This window comes from Citromicrobium bathyomarinum (genome assembly GCA_001306305.2).
Lineage (GTDB): Bacteria > Pseudomonadota > Alphaproteobacteria > Sphingomonadales > Sphingomonadaceae > Alteriqipengyuania > Alteriqipengyuania bathyomarina.
On sequence record CP155577.1, the window covers coordinates 2,989,538 to 3,016,378 of the forward strand.

Genomic DNA, 26,841 nt, shown 5'->3' on the forward strand with positions numbered 1-26,841 from the left:
CCGGAGCGCCCACCCACCGGCACGAACCGCACGAGCCGCCGCGCACGCAGATGCCCGAAAAGCTCTACGAGAAGCGCAAGGCGGTTCATAACAAGCGGATCGACGGGCCTTTCCGCCGCTTCAAGTGGTTCGTGATGTTCGTCACCCTGGCGATCTATTACGTCACCCCGTGGATCCGCTGGGATCGCGGGCCCTTCGCCCCCGATCAGGCGGTGCTGGTCGATCTGGCCAACCGCCGCTTCTACATGTTCGGGATCGAGATCTGGCCGCACGAATTCTACTTCGTCGCGGGTCTGCTGATCATGGCCGGGATCGGGCTGTTCCTGGTCACCAGCGCGGTCGGCCGTGCGTGGTGCGGCTATGCCTGCCCGCAGACCGTATGGACCGACCTGTTCCAGCATATCGACCGCTTCGTCGACGGCGATCGCAACGCGCGTGCCCGGCTCGACAAGGCTCCCTGGGGGCCAAAGAAGATCGCGCGGCGCGCGTTCAAATGGTCGATCTACCTCCTCATCAGCCTGGCGACGGGCGGGGCGTGGATTCTCTACTTCGCCGATGCGCCGACGCTGTTTCAGGACTTCTTCACGCTGCAGGCGCCGATGGTCGCCTACGCGACCGTGGGTATCCTCACGCTGACCACCTTCACGCTGGGCGGCTTCATGCGCGAACAGGTGTGCATCTACATGTGCCCCTGGCCGCGTATCCAGAGCGCGATGCTCGACGAGAAATCGCTGATCGTCACCTATAAGGACTGGCGCGGAGAGCCACGTGGCAGCCTGAAGAAGGCGAAGAAGGACCCCGAGCATTTCGGCGACTGCATCGACTGCAACCAGTGCGTCGCGGTGTGTCCCACGGGGATCGACATCCGCGAGGGGCCGCAGATCGGCTGCATCACCTGCGCGCTGTGCATCGATGCGTGCGACCGGGTGATGAAGGATATTGGCCGCCCGCGCGGGCTGATCGACTACGCCACGCTGGAGGACTGCCGCGAGGAAGCGCTGGGCCACCCCGCAAAGCCCGTCTGGAAGACGCTGCTGCGCCCGCGCACCCTGATCTACTTCGGTGTGTGGGGCGCGATCGGTGCCGCCCTGCTGTTCGCGCTGGGCACGCGTACTCACACCGATCTGACAGTCTCGCCAGACCGCAATCCGCCGTACATGCTGATGAGCGACGGATCGATCCGCAATTCCTACACGCTGAAGCTGCGCAATATGGAAAGCCGCCCGCGCGAGATGGTTGTCGCGATCGAAGGGCTGCCGGGCGGGAAGATGTGGACCGACACCATCGGCGCCGATGAAGCCGCCGCCACGCAGAGCTTCAACGTACCCGCCGACCAGATCCGCACCGTGCGGGCCTATGTCGTCGCACCCAAGGATGCGACCTCGCGCGAGTTCACCTTCCGGCTGACCTCGCAGGACGAGCAGCGCGAAACCGACACCGTCGAAACCCGCTTCGACGCCCCTGCAGGAGGATCATGATGCGCGAATTTACCGGCAAGCACATGGCGGGCGTGATGGTCGCCGGCTTCGGCATCGTGGTCGCGGTCAATTTCTACATGGCCTCGCTCGCCACCAACGGCTTCGGCGGTGTGGTGGTCGAAAATTCCTACGTCGCCAGCCAGAAATATAACGGATGGCTGGCGGAGGCCGCGCGGCAGGAAGCGACCGGGTGGCAGCTCGACGCGAGCCGCACGGAGGATGGGCTGGTGGTGGTCGAGACGCAGAACGCGCCCGAGACCGCGATGCTGACCGCGGTCGCGCGCCACCCGCTGGGGAAGAAGACCACCCGCACCCTCGCCTTCACCCGGCAAGATGATGGCCGCTTCATCGCGAACCAGCCGCTCGACGCGGGACGCTGGACGCTGCGGATGACCCTCTCCGACGGGGATCGCAAACGGGTGATCGAGGCACCGCTGTCGTGAACACCTCCGTCGACGCGCCGCCAACCGTGCCGACCGCGCCCAGCGCGGCGGATGCCCCGACCAGCCTGCAGACGACGCGGCTGACCGTGCCGGGGATGCGCTGCGCCGGGTGCATCTCCAAGGTGGAGCGCGGGCTGCTGGCGCTCGACGGCGTATCCGCAGCGCGGGTCAACCTCTCGGCCAAGCGGGTGACGGTCGATCACTCGGAAACGCTCGACGATCTGGCGCTGGTCGACGCGCTGGAGCGGATCGGGTTCGAAGCGCAGGCGATCGAAAGTCCCACCGCCCAGCCCGCCCCGCCCGACCGCGAACTGACCAAGGCGCTGGCGGTGGCAGGCTTCGGCATGATGAACATCATGCTGCTGTCGGTCAGCGTATGGTCCGGAGCCGACGGCGCCACGCGCGAGCTGTTCCACTGGCTTTCCGCGCTGATCGCGCTGCCGGTGATCGCCTATGCCGGGCGGCCCTTCTTCGGCTCTGCGCTCACCGCGCTGCGCCACGGGCGGACCAATATGGATGTGCCGATCTCGATCGGCGTACTGCTCGCCACCGGGCTCAGCCTCTACGAGACCGCGACCGGGGGCGAGAACGCCTTTTTCGACGGCGCGACCATGCTGCTGTTCTTCCTGCTCGCGGGCCGCGCGCTCGATGCCGCGATGCGCAACCGCACGCGCGCAGGCATCGCCTCTCTGCTGAGCCGGATGGGCCGCCACGCGACAATCCTGCTGCCCGACGGATCGACCCGCCGGCTGAGTGCCGAAGAGCTGGAACCGGGGATGACCATGCTGGTCGCCGCAGGCGATGCGCTGGCCGCCGACGGCACGATCGAGGCCGGGACCAGCGCGATCGATAACGCCATGCTGACCGGCGAGAGCACGCCGGAGGATGTCTCCATCGGGCAGAGCGTCCATGCGGGCGCGGTCAATCTGCTCGCGCCGATCCGGGTGCGGATCACCGCCGCCGCGCAGGACACCGCGATCGCGGAGATCGCGCGGCTGATGGACGAGGCCGGGCAATCGCGCAGCCGCTATGTGCGGATCGCGGACCGTGCCTCGCGCCTCTATGCCCCGGTGGTCCACACGCTCGCCCTGCTCGCCTTCGTCGGCTGGATGATCGCAGGCGCAGGCTGGCACCAGTCGCTGGTGATCGCCATCGCGGTGCTGATCATCACCTGTCCGTGCGCAATGGGGCTGGCCGTGCCCGCCGCGCAGGTCGTCGCATCGGGCGCGCTGCTGAAGAAGGGCCTGCTGGTGAAGGACGGCAGCGCGCTGGAACGGCTGGCAGAGGCCGATATCGCGGTGTTCGACAAGACCGGCACTCTGACCCTGGGAGAGCCCGTTGCAGAGCTTGCGCATGTCGATGAGCATGCCCTGCCTGTCGCGCTCGCGCTCGCGCTGTCGAGCCACCATCCGCTCAGCCGCGCGCTGACCAAGGCGCTCACCGCGCAGGGCGTGAAGCCTGCGGCCATCAGCCAACCCGAAGAGATCGCGGGCGAAGGCGTGTTCGCCATGTTCGACGGGCAGCGCGTCAGCCTGACCCGTCCGCTGGGCGATGGCGGCGCGACCGCGACCGAATTGCGGATCGCCAGACAGTGCTGGACCATCCCCTTCCACGACGCGCTGCGTCCCGATGCGGCCGACGCCATTGTGCGGATCGCGGCGGCGGGGCTCGATAGCCGGATCATCTCCGGCGATGCGGACACGGTCGTCTCCGGCGTCGCGGCGGACCTCGGCATCAGCGGGCACGGGCGCGTCTCCCCCCAGGCGAAGCTGGCCGAGCTGGAGCGTCTGAAGGCCGAGGGTAAACGACCGCTGATGGTCGGCGACGGGCTGAACGACGGGCCGGCGCTGGCCGCCGCCCATGTCTCGATCGCGCCGGGTACGGCCAGCGACGTGAGCCAGCAGGCCGCCGACGCTGTGTTCGTGGGCGAGCGGCTGATGCCGGTCGCGCTCGCGGTGGTCGCCGCGCAGCGCACGATGCGGGTCGTGCGGCAGAACTTCGGCTTCGCGATCGCCTACAACATGCTCGCCATTCCGCTGGCGCTGGCCGGGCTCGTGACCCCGTTGATCGCGGCGATCGCCATGTCGATCAGCTCGCTGGTGGTGGTTGCCAATTCGCTTCGGCTGGCACGGGCAGCGCGATGAGCGGGCTCACCTTCCTGATCCCGATCGCACTGGCGATGGGGGGCATCGGCCTTGCCGCGTTCTTCTGGGCGGTGGGCAATGGCCAGTACGACGACATGGACGGGGCGGCGAACCGCATTCTGATCGACGAGGAACCCGGCGATCAGGATCGCGGCAATGGGGAGCGCACCGATGATCAGGCCTGACTGGCTGCTCCTGATCGGCCTCGCCCCGATGATGCTCGGCCCTCTGCCCGGCGGCGGCGATTCGATCACCGCGCAGCTGTGCAGCGGCGGCGTGATCCGGATTCCGGTCGATGGAGATGAGCCAGATCAGGTGCCCGAGCAGCCCTGCTTCAAAGCGTGTCACGCGGGCAATTGCCGCAAACGCTCGGACAAGGGCGACACTCTCGAACTCGAGTAAAGGAGAACGCGGATGCCGCCGTGGCTTTTGCCTGCGCTGATGGGCTCGCTTGCGACGACCAGCCTGATCGCGGGTATCTGGCTGCTGCTGCATCTGCCGGATGTGGCGCGGATTTTCGCTGGCGCTGGGCGCGGCGTGATTATTCGCAATTCGGGCAGGAAATATGCCTCTCACGGGGCCGTATGGCTCGCGCTGATCCTGTTCCACGGCGGATGGATCGCCTGTCTGGCGCTGTGGATCTTCGTGATCGGCAGCGATAGCGCTGCTTGAGCGGACCGGCCACGCGGGCCGGTCCGCACCAGTCTTCCTCACACAGCCGAGCTGAACTGGCGCGCCGACACCGTGCGATAGGGATCGAACAGCGCCGCGATGGTGCGCGCATAGGGCAGGCCGTCGGGCTCGATCGAGAGCCACTCGCGATCGATATGCGCCAGCCCGCGATCGATGAAGGGCGTCAGTCGCGGGGTCACTTCGGCCAGCAGGCGCGAACCCACGCGGCTGCGCCCGTCGCACAGCAGCCGCTCGATGATAGCCCCGCGATAGCGGTCGTCGGCAGAGCGGTGGATGCCGCGGGTCACGGTCAGCTGACCATCGCCCGCCTTCATCCGGTAGCGGCCGGAATTCTTCTCGTTCTGCGCGAGCAGGCCGGGGAAGCTGCTGATCGCCGAGGCGCCCAGCCCGATCAGCACATCGCTGGGGTCATCGGTGAAGCCCTGAAAATTACGCCGCACCCGGCCACTGGTGGCCGCCGCCGCTAGCGGATCGCTGCCCGCCTTGGCAAAGTGATCGAAGCCCACGGGCACATAGCCATGGGTAAGGAAATAACCGAAGCCTGCCGAGGCCATCGCGAAGCGCTGATCCCGGTCGGGCAGGTTGGTCGCATCGATCACGCGCTGCCGCGCGACGATATGCGGCACATGCGCATATCCGAACAGCGCGACCCGGTCCGCACCCAGCACGCGGGTGCGGTGCATCGAATCCTCCAGATCATCGAGCGTCTGGCCCGGCAGGCCGTACATCAGATCGAAGTTGATCGAGCTGACGCCCGCCTCGCGCAGCCAGTCGACCGTCTGCACGATCAGCTCTTCGGGCTGGACCCGGCCGATCGCCTGCTGGCAATGCTCAGCAAAGGTCTGCACGCCCAGACTGGCCCGCTCCACCCCCACGGCGGCGAGCACCTGCGCCCATTCGCGGCTCATCGTGCGCGGGTCGAGTTCAATCGAGAAGACCGGATCGTCGATCTCGAACTGGATCGTCAGCGCATCGATCAGGCGCAGGAATTCGACCGGCGCGATCGCATTGGGGCTGCCCCCGCCAAAGGCGATCCGGCGCACGCGAGTGCCCCGGGGCAGCAGCGCGGCGACCGTCTCGATCTCGCGATGAAGCGCGCGCAGGTAGCTTTCGAGCCGCTTGCGCTTGTTCGCCTTGCCCGTGTTGCAACCGCAGTAGAAGCAGATCTGCTCGCAGAACGGGATATGGAGGTAGAGCGATACGTCCCCCTCCGTCCGCTCCAGCGCGGTGCGATAATGGCAGGCCGGCAGGACGTCGAAGTCCGCCGCGGTCGGATAGCTGGTGTAACGCGGCACGGGCGTTTCCAGCAGTTCGGGATGATAAGGCCACATGGCGGTGCAGCCTAGTCATACGCGGCAATGCGTCTTTGCGCTGGATCAATTTTGCGCGGAATTCCGACGAATTGTCATTCTTGATCTGGGTCAATGCAGCGCAGCGCCGACGGGCCCATCTCTCCCCTCGCCGCCCGGACGGGGCGGCTGACATGGAATGCAAGAAGGATCGAAGAGATGAAGCGTCTGTTTGCCGCAATGCTTGTTGGAACCGCCATGCTGGCCACGCCTGCCGCGGCTCAGGATGAACAGGGCAACATCCAGGTGAAGCTGCTGGGCACCGTCGTGATGCCGGACGGGGCGATCAGCGCCGTCAATGTCGACACGGTCGGCCTGCCGGGCGACACCCAGACCGAGGCCAACGACAATGTCGTGCCCACGCTGGCCGTCGAATATTTCGTGTCGAAGAATTTCTCGATCGAGACGATCTGCTGCATGACACAGCATGATGTCGACGCGGTATCGGGCCTGCCGGGTGCCGAGCTTGTCGCCGATGCGAAGCTGATCCCTGCCACCGTAACCGCCAAGGGTCATTTCGACCTCGGCCCGGTAAAACCCTATGTCGGCGCGGGCGTAACCTACTTCCTGTGGGTCGATGTCGATCCGGGCGAAGCCACGCTGCCGCTGGGCGTGACCGAAACCGACCTGTCGAACGAATTCGGCTTCGTGCTGCAGGCCGGGATGGACGTGCCGCTGGGCGATAGCGGGTTCGGCCTGACGCTGGATGCGAAGAAGTACTTCGTCGACACCACCGCCAGCTGGTACGCGGGCGACACGCTAGCCATCCAGACCGAGCACGATCTCGACCCGTGGGTGCTGAGCGCAGGCGTCAGCTACCGCTTCTGACCGATCGGCAGGGAGGACCGGCCTGATGACTCATACCGACTTCAAGGACTGGCCCGCCCTGGCCGCCAACCTCATCCCGGCGATCAAGCAGCTGCATCGCGGCGCGCCGGAGGTGATGAAGGGCTTTCGCGACATGGGGGCAGCGGCGCATGGCGCCGGTGCCCTCGACGCGAAGACCAAGGAACTGCTGGCGGTCGCGATCTCGGTCGCAGTGCGCTGCGACCCGTGCATCGCCTACCACGTGGATGGCGCGCGCAAGCACGGTGCCACGCGCGAAGAGATTGCCGAGACGCTGGGGCTTGCGATCTACATGGGTGCAGGACCCAGCGCGATGTACGCGGCGCAGGCGCTGGAGGCCTACGACCAGTTCGTGGACGAGGCGGGCGGCGGCGAATAGCCGGGACGGCTAGCTGGCCAGATCTTCCAGCGCTTCGCGGTCTTCGATCGCGACTTCGCGGCGGTTGGGCAGCGAGACGACACCGGCTTTCTTGAGCTTGGTGAATTCCCGGCTGACGGTTTCGATCGTCAGCCCCAGCACGTCCGCAATCTGCCCGCGGCTCAGCCGCAGGGCGAAGGCACCCGGCTGCGTGCCGACCTCTTCCTCGACCGGAAATCTGGTCGACAGGTCGAGCAGGAAGGTCGCCACGCGCTGTTCCGCCGTCATCCGGCCGAGCAGCAGCATCCATTTGCGCGTCCGGTCCAGCTCGGCCAGCGTGCGCTCCAGCAGCTTGTGCTCAAGCTTGGGATGTTCGCGCGCGAAGCGGTCGAAATCGGCGCGGCGGAACACGCAGACCAGCACATCGGTCAGTGCCTCGACCGAATAGGGGGTCGACTGGCCGAACGGGCGACCGATGAAATCGGCGGGAAAGGCGAGGCCGAGGATCTGCTCCTTGCCGTCGGCGGTGCTGGTCGAAAGCTTCAGCATCCCTTCCACGACATTGGCGACGACGACCGCATCATCCCCCTCCCACAGCAGGTTTTCACCCGCGCTGAGATGGCGGCGCTGGCCGATCGCATTGAGCGCGATGATCTCTTCATTGTCGAGATCGCCGCAGATCGCGCGGTTGCGAACCGTGCAGGCGTCGCAGAAATTCGCGGTGCGGGAGAGGAACGGTTCATTCATTGCTGCTCAGCGCCATAACCGGTTTGGCGATGCGGGTGAAGGCTCGCAATGTAAGACCGTGACTAGGCACAGGTTTTGTGCCGCGCAGTCAGCGATCCTGCCCCAAACCCAGCGTCACGAACCGCTCCAGCAGCCACGATGTCGCCGGGCCCGGGGCCGCATCGGCGCGATGGATTGCGGAAAAGCGGAAAGGCCCTCCGGTATCGTCGGGCATGGCCAGCCTGACCAGCGTGCCCGCGACCAGATCGCCCTCGATCATCGGCAGCGGCATGTTGCCCCACCCGATCCCTTCACGCAGCAGCGCGTGTTTCGCGCCGAGGTCCGCCAGCCGCCATGTATGTGGGGACTGGACCGCAAAGTCGCGCCCCTGCGTCAGCGGAGAGCGGTCGGTCAGCACCAGCTGGATATGGTCGCGCCCTGCCCCCGGCTTCAGCTTGGTTGCGCGGGCCAGCGGATGGTCGGGCGCGGCCACCGGCACCAGCAGGACCGAGCCTGCCTCCACCCGGTCGAGCCCTTCGATCCCGGCGGCGACCGGCCCGGCAATCCCCAGCCCTGCCTTGCCATCGAGCACCAGCGCGGCGACCGCGCCCAGAGCCTCGACATGCAGGCGTAGCGGCACGGTGGGAAATTCGCTGGCAAAGCCGCGCAGCACCTGCGCCAGCCGCTCGGCAGGCAGCATCACATCGACCGCCAGGCTGACCTCCGCCTCCAGCCCTTCGAGCAGGCCCTTGGCCCGCGCGCGCAATCCGGCGAGCCCGGCGGCGACCACGCGCGCGTCGGCCAGGATCGCCTCGCCTTCCTTGGTCAGCACCGGTTTCTTCGTGCCCTCGCGCGTAAACAGCGTGAGGCCGAGTTGCGCCTCGAGATTGCTCACCCCGTAGCTGATGACCGACACCGCCCGGTTCAGCCGCCGTCCGGCGGCGGCAAAGCTGCCCTCCTCGACCACGGCGAGGAAGATCTGCAGCTGGTCGAGCGTGGGGGAGCCAGGTTCGGACATTTCGACTTTCTCGAACAATTGGATCTAACTTATCCCACTTAGCAGCAGGGGTGCGCAAGCCTAAATCGGAGCCAACGCAGCGGAACCGGCACCTGCCGATATCCGCCAAAGGCAAGGAGAATCGCAATGATCGAACTGCGTCCTTTCGATAGTCTCGGTGGCGAAAACCACGGCTGGCTCGATGCCAAGCATCACTTTTCTTTCGCCAACTACCACGATCCCGCGCGCGTCCACTGGGGCAATCTGCGGGTGTGGAACGACGATACGATCCAGCCGCACACCGGCTTCCCGCCGCACCCGCACCGCGACATGGAAATCATCACCTATGTCCGCAAAGGCGCGATCACGCACGAGGACAGCCTGGGCAACAAGGGCCGCACCGAAGCGGGCGACGTTCAGGTGATGAGCGCGGGCACCGGCATCCGCCATTCCGAATACAACCGCGAGGACGAGGTGACGCAGATCTTCCAGATCTGGATCATCCCGACCAGCGAAGGCGATGCCCCGCAATGGGGTGCCAAGCCCTTCCCCAAGGGCGACCGCGCAGGCCAGTTCGTGACGCTTGCCAGCGGTTACGAGGAAGACGCCGACGCCCTGCCGATCCGCACCGATGCGCGGGTGGTGGGTGCGACGATCCCTGCGGGGGAAACGGTGGAATACCCGCTCGGTGCCAACCGCAAGGCCTACCTCGTGCCCGCAACCGGCGCCGTCGAGATCGACGGGCAGACCGTCAACGCACGCGACGGCGCGGCGATCAGCGATCTCGATGTGCTGCGGATCACCGCCAGGGAAGACAGCGAAATCGTCCTCGTCGACGCGGCCTGAAACCTCTCCCAAGAAAAGGAACACCCCATGACCAATATCCTGCATGTCACCGCCAGCATCCGCAGCGAAGAATCCGTCTCGCGCAAGCTCGGCAACAAGCTGGTCGAGAAGATCGGCCAAGGCACCGACGCCAGCATCGTGACCCGCGATCTGGCGGCCAACGACCTGCCGCTGATCGACGCGGACCGCTTCGCCGCCAACCTGACCCCGCCCGCCGAGCGTGACGAGAAGCAGCAGGCGCTGGCAGACGTCGCCGACGCGCTGATCGCGGAGCTGCAGGCCGCCGATACGCTGGTGCTCAGCCTGCCGGTGTACAACTTCACCATGCCCTCCACGCTCAAGGCATGGGCCGATCTGGTCGCACGCGCCGGGACCACGTTCCGCTATACCGAAAGCGGCCCGGAAGGCATGCTGAGCGGCAAGAAGGCCTATGTCGTGATCGCCAGCGGCGGCACGCCGATCGGCAGCGAGATCGACTTCCTCACGCCCTGGCTGCGCCACTTCCTCGGCTTCCTCGGGATCACCGATGTCGAGATCATTGCCGCCGATGGCATCATGGGGATCGATGGCGAGCAGAAGATCGAAGCGGCCGCACAGACCATCGAGACGCTCGCGGCCTGACGGCAAGCGCCTGAACGCTAACGTCCGCCGGGGTGCAGCAATGCGCTCCGGCGGATGATTATGTCCGATCTGCCTTCGTGGTGCCGACTTGCTGTTCCTGAGGGACATTCGGCACAAGGATCAGCACGCCCTGCTCCACCCGCCACTGTGCCAGCCGGCTGAGCAGGTTCATCCCGATCACATTGGTCTCGCCGATATTGGGCGCGAGCACCGCGTCGAGCCCGAAGGCGGCGACATTGCCGAAGCGCAATTCCTCGATCGTGGTCGTGCCGACCGAGATCGTGCCGTTGGCGGTGGTCATCATCACCGGCAGGCGATCGCGCCGCTCCTCCAGCCCCGCCGCGCGTGCGGTCGGCTCCGAAATCGCGGTCAGCGTTGCGCCGGTATCCACCAGGAAACGCGCGGGCACACCATTGACCTCTGCATTGAGCCAGTAATGCCCGTCCGGCGACAGCTCCACGCGGGTTTCCCCGCCGACCACGCTCTGTTCGGGCAGGCCGACTTCCGACATCGCGACGTCGAACCGCGGGTCGAGCCGGGCGAGCTGGAGCACGATCAGCACCAGCACTCCGCACAGCACCAGCGTGCTGCCGGTGCTGACTATCCGCCCGATCAGGAGATCGCGCCGGGCGAGCGCAGCGCCCAGCCAGCCGATCAGCATCGCGGCAACCGCGATGATCAGCAGGCCGCTTTGCGGAATGCTGCCGATACTGGCGGCCAGCCGGTCGAACACAGGGGCGAAGTCCATCATCGCAATATAGGGCACACTCGCGTGCTAATCCATGAACAGGATGGCGATTGCCGCTTGCTTTCCCCGCTGGCGAGGACGAGCGCTCAGGGCGCGCTGCGCGGGATGCTGGCTTCGGCGAGGACGACGCTGAAGCGCTCCTCCCGGTCCAGCCAGCGCCCCACCGGCGTCCACTCGCCCGCCAGCAGCTGCTTGTCCGCGCTGCGGCGGTCGAACTTGTGGCTGTTCTCGGTGTGGATCGTCTCGCCCGCCTTCATCGCGAACTCCTCGCCTGCGATTTCGAAGGTTATGTCCTCCTGCGCGACAAGATGCATCTCGATCCGCGCGAACTGGTCGTTCCAGCGTGCGGCATGTTCGAGCTTGTCGACCGGAATTGTCCCGCCCAGCTCACGGTTGATCCGCCGCGCGAGGTTGAGGTTGAACTCGGCCGTCACCCGCCCCGCATCGTCGTATGCGGCTTCGAGCACGCGCGTGTCCTTGATCAGGTCCATCCCGACCAGCAGCATGGAACCTTCGCCAAGCGTCTCGCGCATGGTGCGCAGCAGATCGGTCGCGGTGCGCGCAACCATGTTGCCGATGGTGCCTCCGGGGAAGAAGCCGAGCTTGGGCATCTCCGCCACTTCCTCGGGCAGTTCGACCCGGCGCATGAAATCGGCCTCCACCGGGAAGACCGGCAGGCCGGGGAACTTGGCCGACAGATCGGCGGCAGCGGCGCGCAGGAAATCGCCTGCAATATCCAGCGGCACATAGGCCGCAGGGTCGATTGCGCTGAGCAGAGCGGGCGTCTTCACCGACGATCCGCTGCCGAACTCGACCACGGCGCGCCCCGGCCCGATCGCCTCGGCGAAGTCCGCCCCGCGCTCCTGCAGAATCTGCGTCTCGGCGCGTGCCGGGTAATATTCCGGCACTTGGGTGATGTCTTCGTAGAGCTGCGATCCGGCATCGTCGTAGAGCCAGCGTGCGGGGATCGCCTTTTGCCCCTCGCGCAGGCCCGACAACACGTCGGAGCGAAACGCACGGTCGACGCCAGACTCGTCGAGGTCGACGAGCTTGAGCCCGGTTTGATCGGTCATCAGATGTCCTTCGCGAGCCTGAGGCCGGTGAACTGCCAGCGCTGGTGCGGGTAGAAGAAGTTGCGATAGGAGGCGCGCGAATGGTCGCGCGCGGTCGCGCAGCTCGCGCCCTTGAGGACGAACTGCCCGCTCATGAACTTGCCATTGTACTCGCCCACCGCGCCCTCTGCGGGCTGGAAGCGCGGGTATGGCAGATAGGCGCTGCGGGTGAACTGCCAGCAGTCGCCGAACAGGCCGGGCGAACCAATCGGGTGCACCGGCCCTGCGGCGTCGAGCTGGTTGCCCTCGTCCGGCTCGTGCGCGGGAGCTTCCTCGGCATGCTGTCCGCGCGCGACCGCTTCCCATTCGAACTCGGTCGGCAGGCGATGGCCCGCCCACGAAGCGAAGGCATCGGCCTCGTAATAGGAGATGTGCGTGACCGGCGCATGCGGGTCGCGCGGCTGCCACCCGGCGAGCGTGAAGTGCTCCGCCCCGTTATCGCCATCGCGCCAGTAGAGTGGTGCGGAGATGCGGCTCTCCTGCACCCAGGCCCACCCGTCGCTGAGCCACAGCGCGGCATTTTCATACCCGCCATCGGCGATGAACGCGTCCCACTCGGCATTGGTGACCAGCGTGTCGGCCAGCGCGAAGGGTTCGAGCAGCACGCGGTGGCGCGGGCCTTCGCAATCGAAGGAAAAACCCTCCCCCTTGTGGCCGACCGCGCCGATCCCGCCGGGATGCTCGGTCCAGCCACGCTCGCGCGCCTCGGCCGCGGGCAGCTGCGCGTCGAACATCGCGGGGCCCAGCGGGTTCTGGAACAGCGCGTGCTTGATGTCGGTCAGCAGCAATTCCTGATGCTGCTGTTCGTGCGCGACGCCCAGCTCGATCAGCGGCGCGAGGTCGGGATCGCCCAGCAGCTCGCCCATCGCCTGCGTGACGGCGGCCCGCCAGTCGAGCACTTCGTCGACACTCGGGCGAGACAGCATGCCGCGCGAAAAACGCCCGATCCGCTCGCCCTCGGCTTCGTAATAGGAATTGAACAGGAACGGCCAGCGCTCGTCATGCAGCTGGTAGCCGGGCACATGGTCGCGCAGCAGGAAGGTTTCCCAGAACCACGTCGTGTGCGCGAGATGCCACTTGGCGGGCGAGGCGTCTTCCATCGACTGGATGGTCGCGTCGCTCTCGCTCAGCGGCGCGGCGAGCGCCTCGGTCAGCGCGCGGGTTGCAAGGAAGCGTTCTTCGAGCGGGCTCTCGCCGCTCGATGTTCGCAGTCTGGTTGAAGCCACGGATTCTCTCCCACCTGGCGAGCAATCCTGTCCCACCCTAGGGAAAGGAATGCAGCAGGGGAAACCCGGTTTCCGAATTTATCCTTTGTGTGGTCGCGACGTCTGTCTTTGACCGCGCTAGCGAACCTTGAACCTACGCCGCCGCAGCCGCGCGATCGACCTGCGGCTGGAGCATTTCGGCGATCGAGAACGCCAGCTCCAGCGCCTGCGCCGCGTTGAGGCGCGGGTCGCAATGCGTGTGGTAGCGGCTCGACAGCTCGTCGTCGGTGATCGCGACTGCGCCGCCGACGCACTCGGTCACGTTCTGCCCGGTCATCTCCAGATGGACCCCGCCCGGATAGCTTCCCTCGGCCCGGTGGACCGCGAAGACATCCGCCAGCTCCGCCTTGATCCGGTCGAAGGGCCGCGTCTTGTAGCCACTTTCCGACTTGACCACGTTGCCGTGCATCGGGTCGCTCGACCACACCACCGGGTGCCCTTCGCGGCGCACCGCGCGGATCAGCTGCGGCAGATGCGCCTCCACCTTGTCGTGCCCGAAGCGGGTGATCAGGACCATCCGCCCGCTCTCGCGGTTCGGGTTGAGCGTATCGAGCAGCCGCAGCAGCACATCGGGATCGAGGCTCGGCCCGCACTTCACCCCGATCGGATTGCGGATGCCGCGCATGAACTCGACATGCGCACTTCCTTCGAACCGCGTGCGGTCGCCGATCCACAGCATGTGCGCGCTGGAATCGTACCACTGCCCGCTGTTCGAATCGCGCCGCGTCATCGCCTGTTCGTAAGGCAGCAGCAGCGCTTCGTGGCTGGTGTAGAAATTGGTGCCCTGCAACTGCGGCAGTTCGCTCGGGTCGATCCCGCAGGCGGCCATGAAGTCGAGCGCTTCGGTGATCCGGTCGGCCATGGCGGAGAATTTCTCCGACCATTGCGAGCGGCCCATGAAGTCCAGCGTCCAGTCGTGCACCTGCCGCAGGTTGGCATAGCCACCGCCCGCATAGGCGCGCAGCAGATTGAGCGTGGAGGACGCCTGGTAATAGGCGCGCACCATGCGTTGCGGATCGTTGCGCCGCGATTCGGGCGTGAACTCGATCCCGTTGACGTTGTCGCCGAAATAGCTCGGCAGGGTGACATCGCCCTGCGTCTCTGTATCGCTGGAGCGCGGCTTGGCGAACTGGCCCGCCATCCGGCCGACCTTCACCACCGGCAGCGACCCGGCATAGGTCAGCACCACCGCCATCTGCAGGATCACGCGGAAGGTATCGCGGATCGTGTCGGGCGCGAATTCGGCGAAGCTTTCCGCGCAATCGCCGCCTTGCAGCAGGAACGCCTGCCCTGCCTCGACCCGCGCCAGCTCGCCGCGCAGCGCATCGGATTCGCCCGCAAAGACGAGCGAGGGGCACGCGGCCAGTTCGCTCTCGGCTCGCGCCAGCGCGTCTGCATCTTCATAGGCGGGCAGGTGCTTCGCCTCGAAATTCGTCCAGCTATCGGGGCTCCATTGGGAAGCCATGGCACTATGCTCTTTTTGGTTCGATCGGTTCGCGTATGCAAAACGACTGGCAATTGCGTTGCGCGCACGCAAGCCTAATTGTTCTTTGCCGGCTGTCGATCTGCCTTTGCGAAAGCATCACTCGGGCAGATCGGTGCCCTCCGGAATGATCGCGATCTCCAGCGGTTTGCGCGCTTCGAGATATTTCGCCGCGAGGGCCTTCATCCGATCCGGCGTGGTCATCGAGTAATCGTCCAGCAGCGTGCGGATCACCCCGATGCGCGAGGGATCGCGGGTGGAGCCGCGCAGCTGCCACATCCAGAAGCCATTGCCGGTGGTCGCGCGCAGGATCGTCTGGCGCAGCGGCTCGGTCACGCGGGCAAGCTCGTCCGCGGTCGGGCCGGTGGTCGCCAGGTCGCGCGCGATCTCGTCCGCCGCCGCGTAGAACGCGGGGATATCGTCCGGGCGCAGCTGGGCGAGCGCGATGATCGTGCCGCCGCCGACATCGTCGTTGGGCCAGTCCACCCGCACCTGCGGCGCGTAGCTGGCACCTGCACGCTCGCGCATCTCGTCGAACAGACGGTTCATCATCAGCTGGCCGAGGATTTCGAGCTGCCGCCCCTCGCGCACCTGCGCAAGGCCGCTGCCCGCCGGCCAGGCGACCACTGCAGCGGCCTGGTTGGCATCGCCGCGATGGTACAGCACCTTGCGCGCGCCAGCCTCCGGCGCCTCGGGATTTGCAGCGAGGGTCGCGGGATCGATGGCCTCGCGCGGGGGCAGTGCGCCGAAGCTGTTCTTCAGCGCTTCGATCGCCTGTTCACGCTCGAAATCGCCGAAGATCAGCACTTCGATGGGGCCCTTTTTCAACAGCGGCTCCCACACCTTGCGGAAGCCTTCGGGCGTAGTGCCCTCGACCATCTCCGGGCTCGGCGTCGCGAATCGCGGATCGCCGTTGCGGATGAGCGTTTCGAGATCGCGGTTGAGCAGGCCGGCAGGACTGGTCGCATAGGTATCGTAGGAAATGCGCGCCGCCGCCTTGGCGCGGATCACCGGCCGCGCGTCCCACTCGGGCTGCGCCAGCTTGGCCGCGAACAGATAGAGCTGGTCGGCCAGATCCGCCGCGCGGGTATCGGCGGAGAAGGTGAAGTTGGCGAGATCGACGGTGAAGTTGAACCCGAACTTGCGCCCCGTCGCCAGCCGGTCGAGATCTTCCTGGTCGAGCCCGGCAAGCCCCGAACTGATCAGCGCGGTTTCGCCGAGCGGGATGTAGGCTGCGCTATCCTTGTCGAACGCGCGGATACCCGCGCCCCAGTGGACATTGACCGCGACCCGGCCCGGCTCCGCCTGGTTGGACCACAGCAACGCGGTGACGCCGTTGGACAGCTCAACCCGCTCGATATCGAGCACGCCGAGCGGGCCCTCTTCCACGACTGCACCCGGCGTGCCGATCTTGGGCAGATCGTCGAAAGAGACCGTGCTGGCGGCGATGCGCGCGGACCCATCCGCCGCGACCGGCGCGGCCAGCGCCTGGCGCAGCTGCTCGGCGGTGGCTTCGCCTTCCTGCGGGGTTACATAGGTGCCGCGGATCACCTCACCATCGAACAGCTTGCGCGTGCGCTCGAGGATCGCCTGCGGGGTCACCCGTTCACGCATCCCGCGAAAAATATCGAGCACTGTCTGCGGCGAGGCGACGGTTTCGCGGATGTCGACCGCGTTGACCAGCGTATCCGCGATCTGCGCGCCCGGTTCGACATCGGCTTCCTCCACTCCGGCCACGAAAGCGACCTCGAATTCCGAAATCTCGCGGGCGAGTTCTTCCTCGGTCGGCGGATTGGTGGTCGCATCGGCGATCACCGCGCGCACGTCTTCCAGCGCGGCCTGCCAGTCCTGCGTCAAAGGTGCGAAGCTGACGAAGGTCGCGTCGGCACTGCGGCTGACGTCCTCCTGCTGAACCTGCGCGTAGAGATAGTCGCCGCCGCCGCGCGCGCGCGCTTCGAGCCGCCGGTTGATCAGGGACTGGGCGAGCGAATCCATCAGGATGCCCTCGTTATAGGCAATCGTATCCTGCACCGGACGCCACGGACGCATCACCCCATAGGTGAGCGAACGCGGCAGATCGGGTTCGACGATCACGGTCGTCTCGCCCACCGGATTGGCGGGATCTGCCCCCGCCGGAGCCTTCGGGTCGCCGAAATCGGGCGCGGATGCGTCCTTCCCGTCGACCTGCCAGTCGCCGAAATACTTCTCGATCAGGCTGGCGAGCGCGACCGGGTCCGCATCGCCCGCGACCGCGATCACGGTCTTCTGCGGGCGATACCAGCGCTTGTAGAACGCCCCGACCGTATCGGCATTGGCGGCGAGCAGCGTCTCCTCGGTCCCGATCGGGGTCCGGTCGGCGAGGCGCTGGCCGTTGAAGAAGGTTTCACGGCTGGTGGTCGCCACCCGTTCGCCCGCGCCACCGCCACGCTCGCGCTTTTCGGCGAGCACGATCGGCACTTCGGTGCGCACGTTGACCTCGTTGATGACCGGGGCCTGCACCATGCCCGACAGCAGGCGGAACGCCTCGTCCAGCTTGGCGGGAGAGGCTTCGGGCAGGTCGAGCTGGTAGACCGTCTGCGTCGGGCTGGTCACCGCATTGGTATCATTGCCGAAGGTCGCGCCCAGCCGCTGCCAGGTGGGGATCGTCTCGCCCACATCGAGGTAGCGCGACTGGCGGAACAGCAGATGTTCGAGCAGGTGGGCAAAGCCGCGCTCCTGATCGGTCTCGTAGAGCGATCCCGCGTCGATACGGATGCGGATCGAGACCTGATCGGGCGGCACGCCGTTCTTGCGGGTGGCATAGCGCAGGCCATTGTCGAGCACGCCGAAGCGCCACTGGCGATCGACCGGGACATTGCTGCCCTCGTACAGCCACGGGGTTTCATCGGGCGACTGGAGCGTGGCGGCGGTCGCCTGCGGCTCGTCGGTCGCCGGGGTCAGCGTGGCGGGGGTCTGCCCCGACGCTTTCTTCTGCGTATGCGCGGTGTCCCGCAGCCCGGCGTTCTTCTGCGGGGAGGCCTGCGCCTGTTCGGCCTGCGGTGTGCCCGCGGCCATATCGGGCGCGTCCGGCATTCCCGGGCTCGCGCACGCCGCCGCCAGAAGGGGAAGAAGCAGGGCGAGGCGGCTGAGACCGGAGGAAACGGAGTGCATGTGCGTGCCTATAGGGAGGAAAGGCGTGAAGGCCTAATGAACAAAATGGCAGTCATGCGACGGAATTTGCCGACTGCCCCCTGATGGGGACGCGCCATTGCTTGCCGCGTTCCCGCCCCGCCCCTACATCGGGGGCGATATGTATATTGAAACCGAAACCACACCCAATCCCGCCACGCTCAAGTTCCTGCCCCAGCGGCAGGTCATGCCGCAGGGCACGCGCGACTTTGCCAATCCGGAAGATGCCGAGGCAAGCCCGCTGGCGCAGGCGCTGTTCGACACCGGCGAAGTGACCGGCGTGTTCTTCGGCTCCGACTTCGTCTCCGTGACCAAGGGCGAAGGCACGCAGTGGACCGAATTGAAGCCGCAGATCGTCGCCGTACTGCTCGACCATTTCGTCTCCGAAGCGCCGCTGTTCCACGGCGGCAGCGCGGCTGGCATCGAGGTCCCGGCTGAGGATACGCTGACGGTGGAAGAGGACCCGGCCGATGCCGACATCGTCGACCAGATCAAGGAACTGCTGGAAACGCGCATTCGCCCCGCGGTCGCGGGCGACGGCGGGGACATCGCCTATCGCGGCTACCGCGACGGGGTGGTCCATCTCCAGCTGCAGGGCGCATGCGACGGCTGCCCCTCCTCCACCGCCACGCTCAAGCACGGGATCGAGGGCCTGCTGAAACATTACGTGCCCGAAGTCGTTGAGGTGCGGGCGGCCTGATCGGCCCCTCCCCCTCCCCGGACCTCGAAAGAAAAGAAGATTCCATGACCAAGCAGTTCCACGGCCACGAATTGTCGCACGAAGCGCTCGAACAGCTGTTCCTCGAAGCGCGCAGCTATAATGGCTGGCTCGACAAGGAGGTGTCCGAGGATCAAATCCGGCACATCTACGACCTGCTGAAGATGGGCCCGACCTCCGCCAACCAGCAGTCCGCCCGCTTCGTATGGTGCAAGTCGCAGGATGCGAAGGATCGCCTCGCCAAGCATGCGAGCGAGGGCAATGTCGATAAGATCAAGACCGCGCCGGTCTGCGTCATCATCGGCTACGACATCGATTTCCATGAGCACCTGCCGGAACTGTTCCCGCATACCGACGCGAAGAGCTGGTTCGAAGGCGATGTCGAGGGGCGGATCACACAGGCCAAGCGCAACTCCGCGTTGCAGGGTGCCTATCTGATGCTGGCGGCGCGCGCGCTGGGCCTCGATTGCGGGCCAATGTCGGGGCTCGACCTCGACAAGGTGACCGAAGACTTCTTCGCCGACCAGCCGCAATACCGGGCGGACTGGATCTGCTCGATCGGCTATGGCGACAAGGACTCGATTTTCGATCGCAGCCCGCGACCCGAATTCGAAAAATTCAACCGCATCGACTAGGGTCTTCGACCCAGGGTCGGATGGCGCGGGCCGGAGCACGGTCGCGCGCGTTGCAGGGGGCAGACGATTACTGTTGCGCGTACACTGGTGATCGACTGCGCCACCCCGGCGTGTTCGGTTGCGCTGTTTGAAGATGAAGAGCTGATCTCGGGCACGTTCGAGGTGCTCGGTCGGGGCCACGCCGAACGCCTGGTGCCGATGATCGCCGACCTGCCCGAACGCGGGCGGGCATCCAGCATCGCGGTCGCGCGCGGTCCGGGTAGTTTTACCGGTGTGCGGATCGGCCTCGCGGTGGCGCGCAGCCTCGCCTTTGCGTGGGGCGCGACGCTGCAGGGCTATTCCACGATGGCGCTGGTCGCGGCGATGGCGCGGCAGCAGGCGGGCGCGCAGGTGCTGACCGTCGCGATGGAAGGCGGGCACGGAGAATGGTTCGTGCAGGGCTTTGCAGAAGACGGCTCGCCACAGGCAGAGCCCGTCTCGATGCGGCCCGAAGATGCAGTCGCCAGCTTCCCTGCGTCGCTGGTTGCAGGCAGCGTGGCCGACCGCTTCGTGGAGCTGGCGGGTTCCGGCACCGCGATCCAGACCTACAGCGATGCCCGCGCCTTTCCCGCGCTGGACCAGCACGCGCTCTCGCTCGAAACCGCACCGATCTATGGCCGCGCGCCCGATGCGCGGATGCCGTCATGAGCGCGGACGGTGTCAGCGAAGCCGCGATCGACGCGATCATGCGGATTATGGACGCAGCGTTCGACCCGCAGTGGGGCGAGGCGTGGAACCGATCGCAGGTCGCCTCCGCGCTGATCCTCTCGCATACTCACGCAAGCCTGCTTGGCCTCGACGGCACCGTGCCCGCCGATCCGGACGAAGCGGTCGGGTTCGCGATCGTGCGCGCAGCACCGGGCGAAGAGGAAATCCTGCTGATCGCGGTCGAGCCCGCTGCGCGGCGCTGCGGCGTGGGCCGTGCGCTGATCGCAATGCTGGCCGCCAATGCAAGGCTGCGCGGTGCGGAACGCCTGTTTCTGGAAATGCGGGAGAACAATCCGGCCCGTTCGCTGTACGAAAGCAATGGCTTCGCACCGATAGGCAGGCGCAAGAATTACTATCGCCTCGGTGACGGTGCACGAATGGACGCGATTACCTTCGGGTTGGACCTCACCGACAAGTAGTTAATACTATCTGCAGACGCTTGAGAAAAAGCAGTCGCGAGCATTGCATTTGGCAAGTGAATCGCACAAGGGGAAATGCGTATGCGGCCCCTCCCCCTCCCACCTCGCATACGAAAACCCTAGAGGACTTAATGGACGAGCAAGAAATGGAAATGACGCAAACGCTTATCGCGTTTACGTCCAACATCGTGGAAGCCTACGTCAGCAACAATTCGGCTGAACTCGACGAAGTGCCGGTGCTGATCAACAATGTCTATTCGGCTCTCAGCAGCCTCGGCGGCGGTGCTACCCAGGAAGAAGAGCGGCCCGAACCTGCAGTTTCGGTGCGCGCCTCGGTCAAGCCCGATTACCTCGTGTGCCTAGAAGACGGCAAGAAGCTCAAGATGCTCAAGCGCTACCTGCGCACGAACTACGACATGAGCCCCGAGGAATATCGCGAGCGCTGGAACCTGCCGAGCGACTATCCGATGGTTGCCCCCAACTACGCGGAAAAGCGCCGCGAGCTGGCGAAAAAGATCGGCCTGGGCCGCACGCCCGGCCAGAAGCGCGGTCGTCGCAAGAAAACTGCCGAATAAGGCAATCCGCCCGCCGGTCGATCTTGCGAAAAGGTCGACCGGCGAGGCCTGATCGGGGCCTAATCGGGGCTGGAGCGGGGCTTGAGCGGGCCGCGCACCCCGCCTATGCCTCCGGTGAAAGCCCGAGGAACCCCCAGTGCCCCACAAAATCGATCTCGAACAATTGTGTGCCGACAAGGGCCTGCGCATCACCGAACAGCGCAAGGTCATCGCACGCGTGCTGTCTGACAGCGAGGACCACCCCGATGTGGAGCAGCTGCACGAGCGCGCGTCCAAGATCGACCCCGGCATTTCGATCGCGACCGTCTATCGCACGGTGCGCCTGTTCGAAGAGGCCGGCGTGCTCGACCGGCACGATTTCGGCGATGGCCGCTCCCGCTATGAACCCGCGCCCGAATCGCACCACGATCACCTGATCGACGTCGAAAGCGGCAAGGTGGTCGAATTCGTCGACCCCGAGTTGGAGGCGCTGCAAAAGCAGATCGCCGAGAAGCTGGGCTATCGCCTCGTCGATCACCGGATGGAATTGTATGGCGTCCGCCTCGAACGCGACAACTGATACCCGGTCCGACTGGGAGACCCGGCAGGCCGCCGCGCGGGGCGAGAAGACGCCGATCTCCTTCATGGGCTGGGTCCGGCTATGGACCCGCACCATCGCACTTGTGTTGCTGATGATGCTGTTTGTGGTGCCGCTCTACGTCACCCGCATCTTCACCTACGGATCGCCCTGGCCCAAGTGGTATCTGGCGATTGCCGCGTGGATCGTCGGTGCGCGGGTCGAGCGCCACGGCACGCCGCTGCGCCGCGACGTGTTCTTCGTGGCCAACCATGTCAGCTGGGTCGACATCCTCGCGCTGGCAGGCGCGAGCGGCACCGCCTTCGTCGCCAAGGCGGAACTGGCCAAGGCGCCGCTGGTGGGCTGGCTGTGTTCCTTGAACCGCACCGTGTTCGTCCAGCGCGAGGACCGGCTGCGGGTGGCGGACCAGATCAACGCGCTGCGCGAGGCGCTGATGGACAACTGGTCGGTCACCGTCTTCCCCGAAGGCACCACCACGGATGGGCATTCGCTGCTGCCCTTCAAATCCTCGATGCTCAGCGTGCTGGAGCCGCCGCCGCCCGGCGTGCTGGTCCAGCCGGTGGTGCTCGATTACGGCGCGATGGCCGAATGGATCGGCTGGATCGGCGAGGAAGACGGGCTCAACAATTACAAGCGGGTGATGGCACGCAAGGGCACCTTCCCGGTCAAGCTGTTCTTCCTCGAACCCTTCAGCCCGATCGAATATCGCGGGCGCAAGGCGATCGCCGCCGAAGCACGGGTACGGATCGAGGAGTGCTTGCGCGAAACGATGGGCCACGAATTGCGCCCCTTCGACCACGACGTCGCACCGATCCGCTACAGCAAGGCGAAGCTGCCGCCGGTGGGGGCACCGGCAGCGGATGAGACGCCGCCCGCCTCATGATGTCGATCTCGCGGGCCTTTGTCGGTTTGGGCGCGCTCTCGATGGTCGGTTGCACACCATGGGCCCAGATCGGGATTGATCGGCTGACGGAACGCCTTGAGCGCGGGCCGGCACGAATGGAATGCTACACCTCGGCTTGGGCCAAGAGCCAAGAGTTCGATCAACCAAAACCGTCGGTCTTGGATGGCGCTCACCTTCGCCTTGATCCTCACCGGGCCTTGTGGAAGCAATCCGATGATGCCGTGATCGCTTTTGCGAGGACCACTTTCGCTGGGTATCTCTGGGAATTCTCAGTTACAGAGTTCGGACCATCTCACGCCTATGCCTCGGATCGCTATTACTGCTCGAAGGCAGCAATCCCTGTGAACCAGACGCCGCCACCGCTTGGCCAGATGACGGACGAGGGTACGGCGATGGATGGAGAGTTTCGCGAAATAGCGAATCCCTTCGATCAGCCCCCTCCTTGATCGCGCACGCCCTGCGCCGCTATAGACTGACCCTCCCATGAAACCCACCAATACTCCCAAGACCTACCGGGTCAAAAGCTTCGGCTGCCAGATGAACGTCTATGATGGCGAGCGTATGGGCGAGCTGCTTGCCGCGCAGGGCATTACGCCCGCGCCCGAGGGTGAGGAGGCGGATCTGGTGGTGCTCAACACTTGCCATATTCGCGAGAAGGCGACGGAGAAGGTTTACTCCGACATCGGTCGGTTGCGGCGCGAGGACGGGTCGAGCCCGCTGATCGCGGTCGCTGGCTGCGTCGCGCAGGCAGAAGGCAGGGAGATCATGACCCGCGCGCCCGCCGTCTCGATGGTGGTCGGCCCGCAAGCCTACCAGAACCTGCCCGCGATGCTGGAGCGCGCGGTCTCCGGCAAGCGAACGACCGAGATGGATCTTGCGGCGGAAGCGAAGTTCGCCGGCCTCCCCCAGCGCCGCACCGCGCCTGCGGCGGCGTTCCTCACCATCCAGGAAGGCTGCGACAAGTTCTGCACCTATTGTGTCGTGCCCTATACCCGCGGCGCGGAAATCAGCCGTCCGTTCGCCGAGCTGGTCGCCGAAGCGCAGCGGCTGGTCGAAGGCGGCGCGCGCGAGATTACGCTGCTGGGCCAGAACGTCAGCGCGTGGAGCGGCGAGGATGCCAAGGGCCACCGCACCGGCCTCGCCGGGCTGGTCCGCGAGCTGGCGAAAATCGACGGGCTCGCGCGCATCCGCTACACCACCAGCCACCCGGCTGATATGGATGAAGAGATCATCGCCGCGCATGGCGAGCTCGACAAGCTGATGCCCTATCTCCACCTGCCGGTGCAGGCGGGCAACAACCGCGTGCTCAAGGCGATGAACCGCAGCCACACGGTCGAAAGCTACCTCCAGCTGCTCGAACGCTTCCGCGCGGCGCGGCCCGATCTTGCGCTGAGCGGCGATTTCATCGTCGGCTTCCCGGGGGAGACCGAGGCAGAGTTCGAGGATACGCTGAAGGTGGTGGACGAAGTCCGCTACGCACAGGCGTTCAGCTTCAAATATTCGCCCCGCCCCGGCACGCCCGCTGCCGGCATGGACGGGCAGATTGCTCCGGACGTGATGAAGGACCGGCTAGCCCGGTTGCAGGACCGCCTCAACCGCGACCAGCACGCGTTCAACACCGCCAGCGTCGGCAAAACCTGCGAAGTGCTGGTGGAGCGCAAGGGCAAGCTACCGGGCCAGTGGCTCGGCAAGTCGCCATGGCTGCAATCGGTGTTCTTCGAGCGCGAGGACACGCAGGTCGGCGATCTGGTGCAGGTCAGGCTGGAAGAGGCCGGGCCGAACTCGCTACGCGGCGAATTGCGCGAGCCCGCGCTGGCCTGATGCCTCTTGCGGGCCTGCTCAGTCCGCGCCGCTCTCGCCAAAACCCCGTTCCAACCGTCGATACATCGTCCACGTCGCATCGTGGATTTGCGCATCGTCGGCCGTGGCGGGCAGGCGATAGACCGCCTCGAGATAGGCGCGGTCGAAAATGGTCAGGCCTTCTGGCGCTTCGAGATCGTCGTCGAACAGCGACAGGATCGTGGGGATGCCGGTAACCCCGCCCCCCGTGGTGTCATTGATCGAGACGAAGGTGCGCATCGCAGCGTAATCGGCAAGCTGCTGCAGCGTCTTGCCCGGCACGCGCTCGCTGTCGATCACGATGATCGCGCCGGTCATCTCGACGCGCACCTGGTTGGTCAGCCGCGAGCTCGAATACTGGCTGTTCAACGGCACTTCGATGTTGTTGATCTTGTAGGAGGTGAACTCGCGCCCGTCCTTGCCCTTCACATGCGTGCCATGCCAGGCCTGCACCGCGCCATTGCCGAGCTTGATCCGCTCGTATTCGTAATCGCGCAGGGTCGCGAACAGCTTGGGCTCTGCCTCGCGCAAGTCATCGAGGTTTTTCGCGCCGTCGCGCACGAAAGCGACAAGCACGTTGACCAGGCACCCATCGCCGCCGACGGGAACGTCGATTTCACGCGCGGTCTCTTCCATGCGCGCGATCAGGGTGCGGGCATAGTCGGCCTTCATGCCCATCACACCGAAGCAGACTTGCGAGTAGAATTTGGAAATCGGCTTGTCATAGCGGGCCCGGCGGGTGATCGCGCGGGTCATAGTTTCGACCGCTTGCTCGCGTTCGCGGACGCCTTCGACCACGATATCGTCGATCGGATCGGGTGTGGTTTCCTGTGCCGCGAGTGGCATGGAAAGCAGCAGAGGGCTGACGATCAGCGCGGCGTACGTCTTGCAAGGCATGGCAACGACTCCTTTGATCGCCGCCAGCATGCCCTGTTTTTCCAATTCAGCCCAGCCGCTCTTGCGCCTGCGAAGACGCCCAAGGGCAACCACGCTCGCAGCTTCGAGCGCGAGACCACGCAGATCGGCGATCTGGTTCAGGTCCCGCAGGAAGAGGCCGGGCCGAACCCGCTGCGCGGCGAACCGCTTGCACAGCCGCCGGCCTTGGCCCGAACCCGCGCGCTAGTCGTCGTAGCCGTCGATGTCGGGCAGGCCTTCCAGCTTGCGATACATGGTCCAGGTCGCGTCGTGGATCTGGCTGTCGTTCGCGGTGGCCGGAAGGCGATAGACCGTCTCCAGATAGGCGCGGTCGAAGGTCGTCATCCCGTCGGGCGCGTCGGTCCCCTCTTCGAACAGCGAGAGGATCGTCGGGATGCCGCTGGCCCCGCCGGTGGAGGTATCGTCGATCGACACGAACGCGCGCATCGATGCGTAGTCGGCCAGCTGCTGCAGCGTCTTGCCCGGCACCCGGTTGCTGTCGATGATGACGATCGCACCGGTCATGTCCACGCGCACCTGCTTGGACAGGCGCGAGGAGGAGTACTGGTTGTTGAGCGGCGCGTCGCCCATCCCGCTATCGGTAAAATCGCGCCCGTCCTTGCCCTTCAGCTGCGTGCCGTGCCACGCGCGCACCGCGCCGTTGCCGCGCTTGATCCGGTCGTATTCGTAGTCGAGCAGCGTCGCGAACAGCTTGGGCTCGGCCTTGCGCAGTTCGTCCAGCTCCTGCTCGCCGTCCTTCACGAAGGCGATCAGGATATTGGGCTGGCACCCCTCGCCGCCGACCGGCAGGTCCACGCTGCGCGCGTTCTCTTCCATCCGCGCGATAAGCGTGCGGGCGTAGTCCGGGGTCATCCCGATCACCCCGATGCAGACCTGCGAGTAGAATTTGGAAACCGGCTTGTCGACCCGCGCCCGGCGCGTGATCTGGCGGGTCATCGCCTGGACCTGTTCTTCCTTCTCGCGGATACCCTCGACGATGATCTCCATCCCCTGGGCGGACGCGTCGGGCTCGGCCTCTTGCGCAGGCTCCTGCGCGGCAACCGGCGAAACGAAAGCAACAGCCAGACCGAAGGCTGCGAGCGGGAAGAGGCGGCGCATGTTCAGGACTCCAAGCGGGGGTGCCGCATGCAGTACCAGCCAAGCCGCTGCTTACAAAGACTGAGGGCGCGCCCTTTCGACGAACGACGCCCGGCGCTCCGCGAAGGGAGCGCCGG

The 26,841-nt window shown here is 65.9% G+C and carries 29 protein-coding genes; 19 read left to right on the forward strand and 10 right to left on the reverse strand.

Features of this window, described 5'->3' with window-relative positions:
- The first annotated feature begins 50 nt into the window (after positions 1-50).
- From ccoG to VO57_014925, 6 genes are all read left to right on the forward strand, one after another.
- Positions 51-1,478, forward strand: coding sequence for a cytochrome c oxidase accessory protein CcoG (gene ccoG / locus VO57_014900; protein XBL71353.1), 1,428 nt, complete (start codon positions 51-53; stop codon positions 1,476-1,478).
- Positions 1,475-1,921 (forward strand): FixH family protein, encoded by a 447-nt coding sequence (locus VO57_014905; GenBank protein ID XBL69403.1) that lies wholly within the window; start codon positions 1,475-1,477, stop codon positions 1,919-1,921. The genes ccoG and VO57_014905 overlap by 4 nt, the downstream gene beginning before the upstream one ends.
- A 95-nt stretch (positions 1,922-2,016) precedes the next feature.
- Entirely contained in the window at positions 2,017-4,065 is a 2,049-nt protein-coding gene (locus VO57_014910; GenBank protein XBL71354.1) for a heavy metal translocating P-type ATPase, read from the forward strand.
- Positions 4,062-4,250, forward strand: coding sequence for a cbb3-type cytochrome oxidase assembly protein CcoS (ccoS, locus tag VO57_014915; GenBank protein ID XBL69404.1), 189 nt, complete (start codon positions 4,062-4,064; stop codon positions 4,248-4,250). Before VO57_014910 ends, ccoS begins: the two co-directional genes overlap by 4 nt.
- Positions 4,237-4,467, forward strand: a complete 231-nt coding sequence (locus VO57_014920) for a hypothetical protein (protein ID XBL69405.1) — start codon at positions 4,237-4,239, stop codon at positions 4,465-4,467. The genes ccoS and VO57_014920 overlap by 14 nt, the downstream gene beginning before the upstream one ends.
- 12 nt (positions 4,468-4,479) lie before the next feature.
- A complete protein-coding gene (locus tag VO57_014925; GenBank protein ID XBL69406.1) occupies positions 4,480-4,737 on the forward strand; it encodes a hypothetical protein in 258 nt (85 codons plus the stop codon).
- A 38-nt stretch (positions 4,738-4,775) separates the two neighbouring features.
- On the opposite strand, the gene VO57_014930 is transcribed toward VO57_014925, so the two are convergent.
- Positions 4,776-6,089: a radical SAM protein gene (locus VO57_014930; protein ID XBL69407.1), complete on the reverse strand. Its 1,314-nt coding sequence runs from the start codon at positions 6,087-6,089 to the stop codon at positions 4,776-4,778.
- A gap of 177 nt (positions 6,090-6,266) precedes the next feature.
- On the opposite strand from VO57_014930, the gene VO57_014935 reads away from it, so the two are divergent.
- Both VO57_014935 and VO57_014940 read left to right on the forward strand, forming a co-directional pair.
- Positions 6,267-6,935, forward strand: coding sequence for an OmpW family outer membrane protein (locus VO57_014935; protein ID XBL69408.1), 669 nt, complete (start codon positions 6,267-6,269; stop codon positions 6,933-6,935).
- A 25-nt stretch (positions 6,936-6,960) separates the two neighbouring features.
- Positions 6,961-7,332 carry a carboxymuconolactone decarboxylase family protein gene (locus tag VO57_014940; GenBank protein XBL69409.1) on the forward strand — a complete coding sequence of 124 codons (372 nt, stop codon included), beginning with the start codon at positions 6,961-6,963 and terminating at the stop codon, positions 7,330-7,332.
- Positions 7,333-7,341: 9 nt separating this feature from the next.
- On the opposite strand, the gene VO57_014945 is transcribed toward VO57_014940, so the two are convergent.
- Entirely contained in the window at positions 7,342-8,058 is a 717-nt protein-coding gene (locus tag VO57_014945) for a Crp/Fnr family transcriptional regulator (GenBank protein XBL69410.1), read from the reverse strand.
- Positions 8,059-8,146: 88 nt separating this feature from the next.
- Positions 8,147-9,055, reverse strand: a complete 909-nt coding sequence (locus VO57_014950; GenBank protein ID XBL69411.1) for a LysR family transcriptional regulator — start codon at positions 9,053-9,055, stop codon at positions 8,147-8,149.
- 126 nt (positions 9,056-9,181) lie between these two features.
- Between VO57_014950 and VO57_014955 the strand changes: the two genes are divergently transcribed.
- Positions 9,182-9,880, forward strand: coding sequence for a pirin family protein (locus VO57_014955; protein XBL69412.1), 699 nt, complete (start codon positions 9,182-9,184; stop codon positions 9,878-9,880).
- A 27-nt stretch (positions 9,881-9,907) separates the two neighbouring features.
- A complete protein-coding gene (locus VO57_014960) occupies positions 9,908-10,501 on the forward strand; it encodes an NAD(P)H-dependent oxidoreductase (GenBank protein ID XBL69413.1) in 594 nt (197 codons plus the stop codon).
- Between the two features lie 58 nt (positions 10,502-10,559).
- On the opposite strand, the gene VO57_014965 is transcribed toward VO57_014960, so the two are convergent.
- The 5 genes from VO57_014965 to VO57_014985 form a co-directional block, all read right to left on the reverse strand.
- Positions 10,560-11,249: a TIGR02281 family clan AA aspartic protease gene (locus VO57_014965; GenBank protein ID XBL69414.1), complete on the reverse strand. Its 690-nt coding sequence runs from the start codon at positions 11,247-11,249 to the stop codon at positions 10,560-10,562.
- Between the two features lie 86 nt (positions 11,250-11,335).
- On the reverse strand, positions 11,336-12,322 hold the full coding sequence (egtD, locus tag VO57_014970; protein ID XBL69415.1) for an L-histidine N(alpha)-methyltransferase: 987 nt from the start codon (positions 12,320-12,322) through the stop codon (positions 11,336-11,338).
- A complete protein-coding gene (gene egtB / locus VO57_014975; protein XBL71355.1) occupies positions 12,322-13,572 on the reverse strand; it encodes an ergothioneine biosynthesis protein EgtB in 1,251 nt (416 codons plus the stop codon). Before egtB ends, egtD begins: the two co-directional genes overlap by 1 nt.
- Before the next feature lie 148 nt (positions 13,573-13,720).
- The gene (locus VO57_014980) at positions 13,721-15,091 is read right to left on the reverse strand and encodes a 3-deoxy-7-phosphoheptulonate synthase class II (GenBank protein XBL69416.1); all 1,371 of its coding nucleotides are present in this window, start codon (positions 15,089-15,091) and stop codon (positions 13,721-13,723) included.
- A gap of 117 nt (positions 15,092-15,208) precedes the next feature.
- Positions 15,209-18,259: an insulinase family protein gene (locus VO57_014985; protein ID XBL69417.1), complete on the reverse strand. Its 3,051-nt coding sequence runs from the start codon at positions 18,257-18,259 to the stop codon at positions 15,209-15,211.
- A 139-nt stretch (positions 18,260-18,398) separates the two neighbouring features.
- On the opposite strand from VO57_014985, the gene VO57_014990 reads away from it, so the two are divergent.
- The 9 genes from VO57_014990 (at position 18,399) to miaB (ending at position 24,673) form a co-directional block, all read left to right on the forward strand.
- Positions 18,399-18,977: a NifU family protein gene (locus VO57_014990; protein XBL69418.1), complete on the forward strand. Its 579-nt coding sequence runs from the start codon at positions 18,399-18,401 to the stop codon at positions 18,975-18,977.
- A gap of 44 nt (positions 18,978-19,021) precedes the next feature.
- Positions 19,022-19,630, forward strand: coding sequence for a malonic semialdehyde reductase (locus tag VO57_014995; GenBank protein ID XBL69419.1), 609 nt, complete (start codon positions 19,022-19,024; stop codon positions 19,628-19,630).
- Positions 19,631-19,717: 87 nt separating this feature from the next.
- Positions 19,718-20,317 (forward strand): tRNA (adenosine(37)-N6)-threonylcarbamoyltransferase complex dimerization subunit type 1 TsaB, encoded by a 600-nt coding sequence (gene tsaB / locus VO57_015000; GenBank protein ID XBL69420.1) that lies wholly within the window; start codon positions 19,718-19,720, stop codon positions 20,315-20,317.
- Positions 20,314-20,796, forward strand: a complete 483-nt coding sequence (locus VO57_015005; GenBank protein XBL69421.1) for a GNAT family N-acetyltransferase — start codon at positions 20,314-20,316, stop codon at positions 20,794-20,796. The genes tsaB and VO57_015005 overlap by 4 nt, the downstream gene beginning before the upstream one ends.
- A 131-nt stretch (positions 20,797-20,927) precedes the next feature.
- Complete coding sequence (locus VO57_015010) at positions 20,928-21,371, forward strand: MucR family transcriptional regulator (GenBank protein ID XBL69422.1); 444 nt, start codon at positions 20,928-20,930, stop codon at positions 21,369-21,371.
- 136 nt (positions 21,372-21,507) lie between these two features.
- Entirely contained in the window at positions 21,508-21,930 is a 423-nt protein-coding gene (locus VO57_015015) for a Fur family transcriptional regulator (protein ID XBL69423.1), read from the forward strand.
- On the forward strand, positions 21,902-22,831 hold the full coding sequence (locus VO57_015020) for a lysophospholipid acyltransferase family protein (protein ID XBL69424.1): 930 nt from the start codon (positions 21,902-21,904) through the stop codon (positions 22,829-22,831). The genes VO57_015015 and VO57_015020 overlap by 29 nt, the downstream gene beginning before the upstream one ends.
- Complete coding sequence (locus VO57_015025) at positions 22,828-23,298, forward strand: hypothetical protein (protein XBL69425.1); 471 nt, start codon at positions 22,828-22,830, stop codon at positions 23,296-23,298. Before VO57_015020 ends, VO57_015025 begins: the two co-directional genes overlap by 4 nt.
- Positions 23,299-23,335: 37 nt before the next feature.
- The gene (gene miaB / locus VO57_015030) at positions 23,336-24,673 is read left to right on the forward strand and encodes a tRNA (N6-isopentenyl adenosine(37)-C2)-methylthiotransferase MiaB (protein XBL69426.1); all 1,338 of its coding nucleotides are present in this window, start codon (positions 23,336-23,338) and stop codon (positions 24,671-24,673) included.
- 18 nt (positions 24,674-24,691) lie between these two features.
- Here the strand turns inward: miaB and VO57_015035 are convergent, their stop codons facing one another.
- Positions 24,692-25,588 carry a hypothetical protein gene (locus VO57_015035; GenBank protein XBL69427.1) on the reverse strand — a complete coding sequence of 299 codons (897 nt, stop codon included), beginning with the start codon at positions 25,586-25,588 and terminating at the stop codon, positions 24,692-24,694.
- A 222-nt stretch (positions 25,589-25,810) separates the two neighbouring features.
- Positions 25,811-26,725: a hypothetical protein gene (locus VO57_015040; protein ID XBL69428.1), complete on the reverse strand. Its 915-nt coding sequence runs from the start codon at positions 26,723-26,725 to the stop codon at positions 25,811-25,813.
- Between the last annotated feature and the right edge of the window lie 116 nt (positions 26,726-26,841).

What these genes read in the sequence shown, in the direction of transcription:
- miaB (XBL69426.1), top strand. Translation starts at nt 23,336, where the DNA reads ATGAAACCCACCAATACTCCCAAGACCTACCGGGTCAAAAGCTTCGGC.
- VO57_014955 (XBL69412.1), top strand. Translation starts at nt 9,182, where the DNA reads ATGATCGAACTGCGTCCTTTCGATAGTCTCGGTGGCGAAAACCACGGC.
- VO57_014940 (XBL69409.1), top strand. Translation starts at nt 6,961, where the DNA reads ATGACTCATACCGACTTCAAGGACTGGCCCGCCCTGGCCGCCAACCTC.
- VO57_014950 (XBL69411.1), bottom strand. Translation starts at nt 9,055, where the DNA reads ATGTCCGAACCTGGCTCCCCCACGCTCGACCAGCTGCAGATCTTCCTC.
- ccoS (XBL69404.1), top strand. Translation starts at nt 4,062, where the DNA reads ATGAGCGGGCTCACCTTCCTGATCCCGATCGCACTGGCGATGGGGGGC.
- VO57_014930 (XBL69407.1), bottom strand. Translation starts at nt 6,089, where the DNA reads ATGTGGCCTTATCATCCCGAACTGCTGGAAACGCCCGTGCCGCGTTAC.
- VO57_014935 (XBL69408.1), top strand. Translation starts at nt 6,267, where the DNA reads ATGAAGCGTCTGTTTGCCGCAATGCTTGTTGGAACCGCCATGCTGGCC.
- VO57_014920 (XBL69405.1), top strand. Translation starts at nt 4,237, where the DNA reads ATGATCAGGCCTGACTGGCTGCTCCTGATCGGCCTCGCCCCGATGATG.
- VO57_015035 (XBL69427.1), bottom strand. Translation starts at nt 25,588, where the DNA reads ATGCCTTGCAAGACGTACGCCGCGCTGATCGTCAGCCCTCTGCTGCTT.
- VO57_014990 (XBL69418.1), top strand. Translation starts at nt 18,399, where the DNA reads ATGTATATTGAAACCGAAACCACACCCAATCCCGCCACGCTCAAGTTC.
- VO57_014960 (XBL69413.1), top strand. Translation starts at nt 9,908, where the DNA reads ATGACCAATATCCTGCATGTCACCGCCAGCATCCGCAGCGAAGAATCC.
- VO57_014945 (XBL69410.1), bottom strand. Translation starts at nt 8,058, where the DNA reads ATGAATGAACCGTTCCTCTCCCGCACCGCGAATTTCTGCGACGCCTGC.
- VO57_014925 (XBL69406.1), top strand. Translation starts at nt 4,480, where the DNA reads ATGCCGCCGTGGCTTTTGCCTGCGCTGATGGGCTCGCTTGCGACGACC.
- VO57_014965 (XBL69414.1), bottom strand. Translation starts at nt 11,249, where the DNA reads ATGGACTTCGCCCCTGTGTTCGACCGGCTGGCCGCCAGTATCGGCAGC.
- VO57_014905 (XBL69403.1), top strand. Translation starts at nt 1,475, where the DNA reads ATGATGCGCGAATTTACCGGCAAGCACATGGCGGGCGTGATGGTCGCC.
- VO57_015010 (XBL69422.1), top strand. Translation starts at nt 20,928, where the DNA reads ATGGACGAGCAAGAAATGGAAATGACGCAAACGCTTATCGCGTTTACG.
- VO57_014995 (XBL69419.1), top strand. Translation starts at nt 19,022, where the DNA reads ATGACCAAGCAGTTCCACGGCCACGAATTGTCGCACGAAGCGCTCGAA.
- ccoG (XBL71353.1), top strand. Translation starts at nt 51, where the DNA reads ATGCCCGAAAAGCTCTACGAGAAGCGCAAGGCGGTTCATAACAAGCGG.
- VO57_014980 (XBL69416.1), bottom strand. Translation starts at nt 15,091, where the DNA reads ATGGCTTCCCAATGGAGCCCCGATAGCTGGACGAATTTCGAGGCGAAG.
- VO57_015040 (XBL69428.1), bottom strand. Translation starts at nt 26,725, where the DNA reads ATGCGCCGCCTCTTCCCGCTCGCAGCCTTCGGTCTGGCTGTTGCTTTC.
- VO57_014910 (XBL71354.1), top strand. Translation starts at nt 2,017, where the DNA reads ATGCGCTGCGCCGGGTGCATCTCCAAGGTGGAGCGCGGGCTGCTGGCG.
- VO57_015020 (XBL69424.1), top strand. Translation starts at nt 21,902, where the DNA reads ATGGCGTCCGCCTCGAACGCGACAACTGATACCCGGTCCGACTGGGAG.
- VO57_015025 (XBL69425.1), top strand. Translation starts at nt 22,828, where the DNA reads ATGATGTCGATCTCGCGGGCCTTTGTCGGTTTGGGCGCGCTCTCGATG.
- egtD (XBL69415.1), bottom strand. Translation starts at nt 12,322, where the DNA reads ATGACCGATCAAACCGGGCTCAAGCTCGTCGACCTCGACGAGTCTGGC.
- VO57_015005 (XBL69421.1), top strand. Translation starts at nt 20,314, where the DNA reads ATGAGCGCGGACGGTGTCAGCGAAGCCGCGATCGACGCGATCATGCGG.
- VO57_014985 (XBL69417.1), bottom strand. Translation starts at nt 18,259, where the DNA reads ATGCACTCCGTTTCCTCCGGTCTCAGCCGCCTCGCCCTGCTTCTTCCC.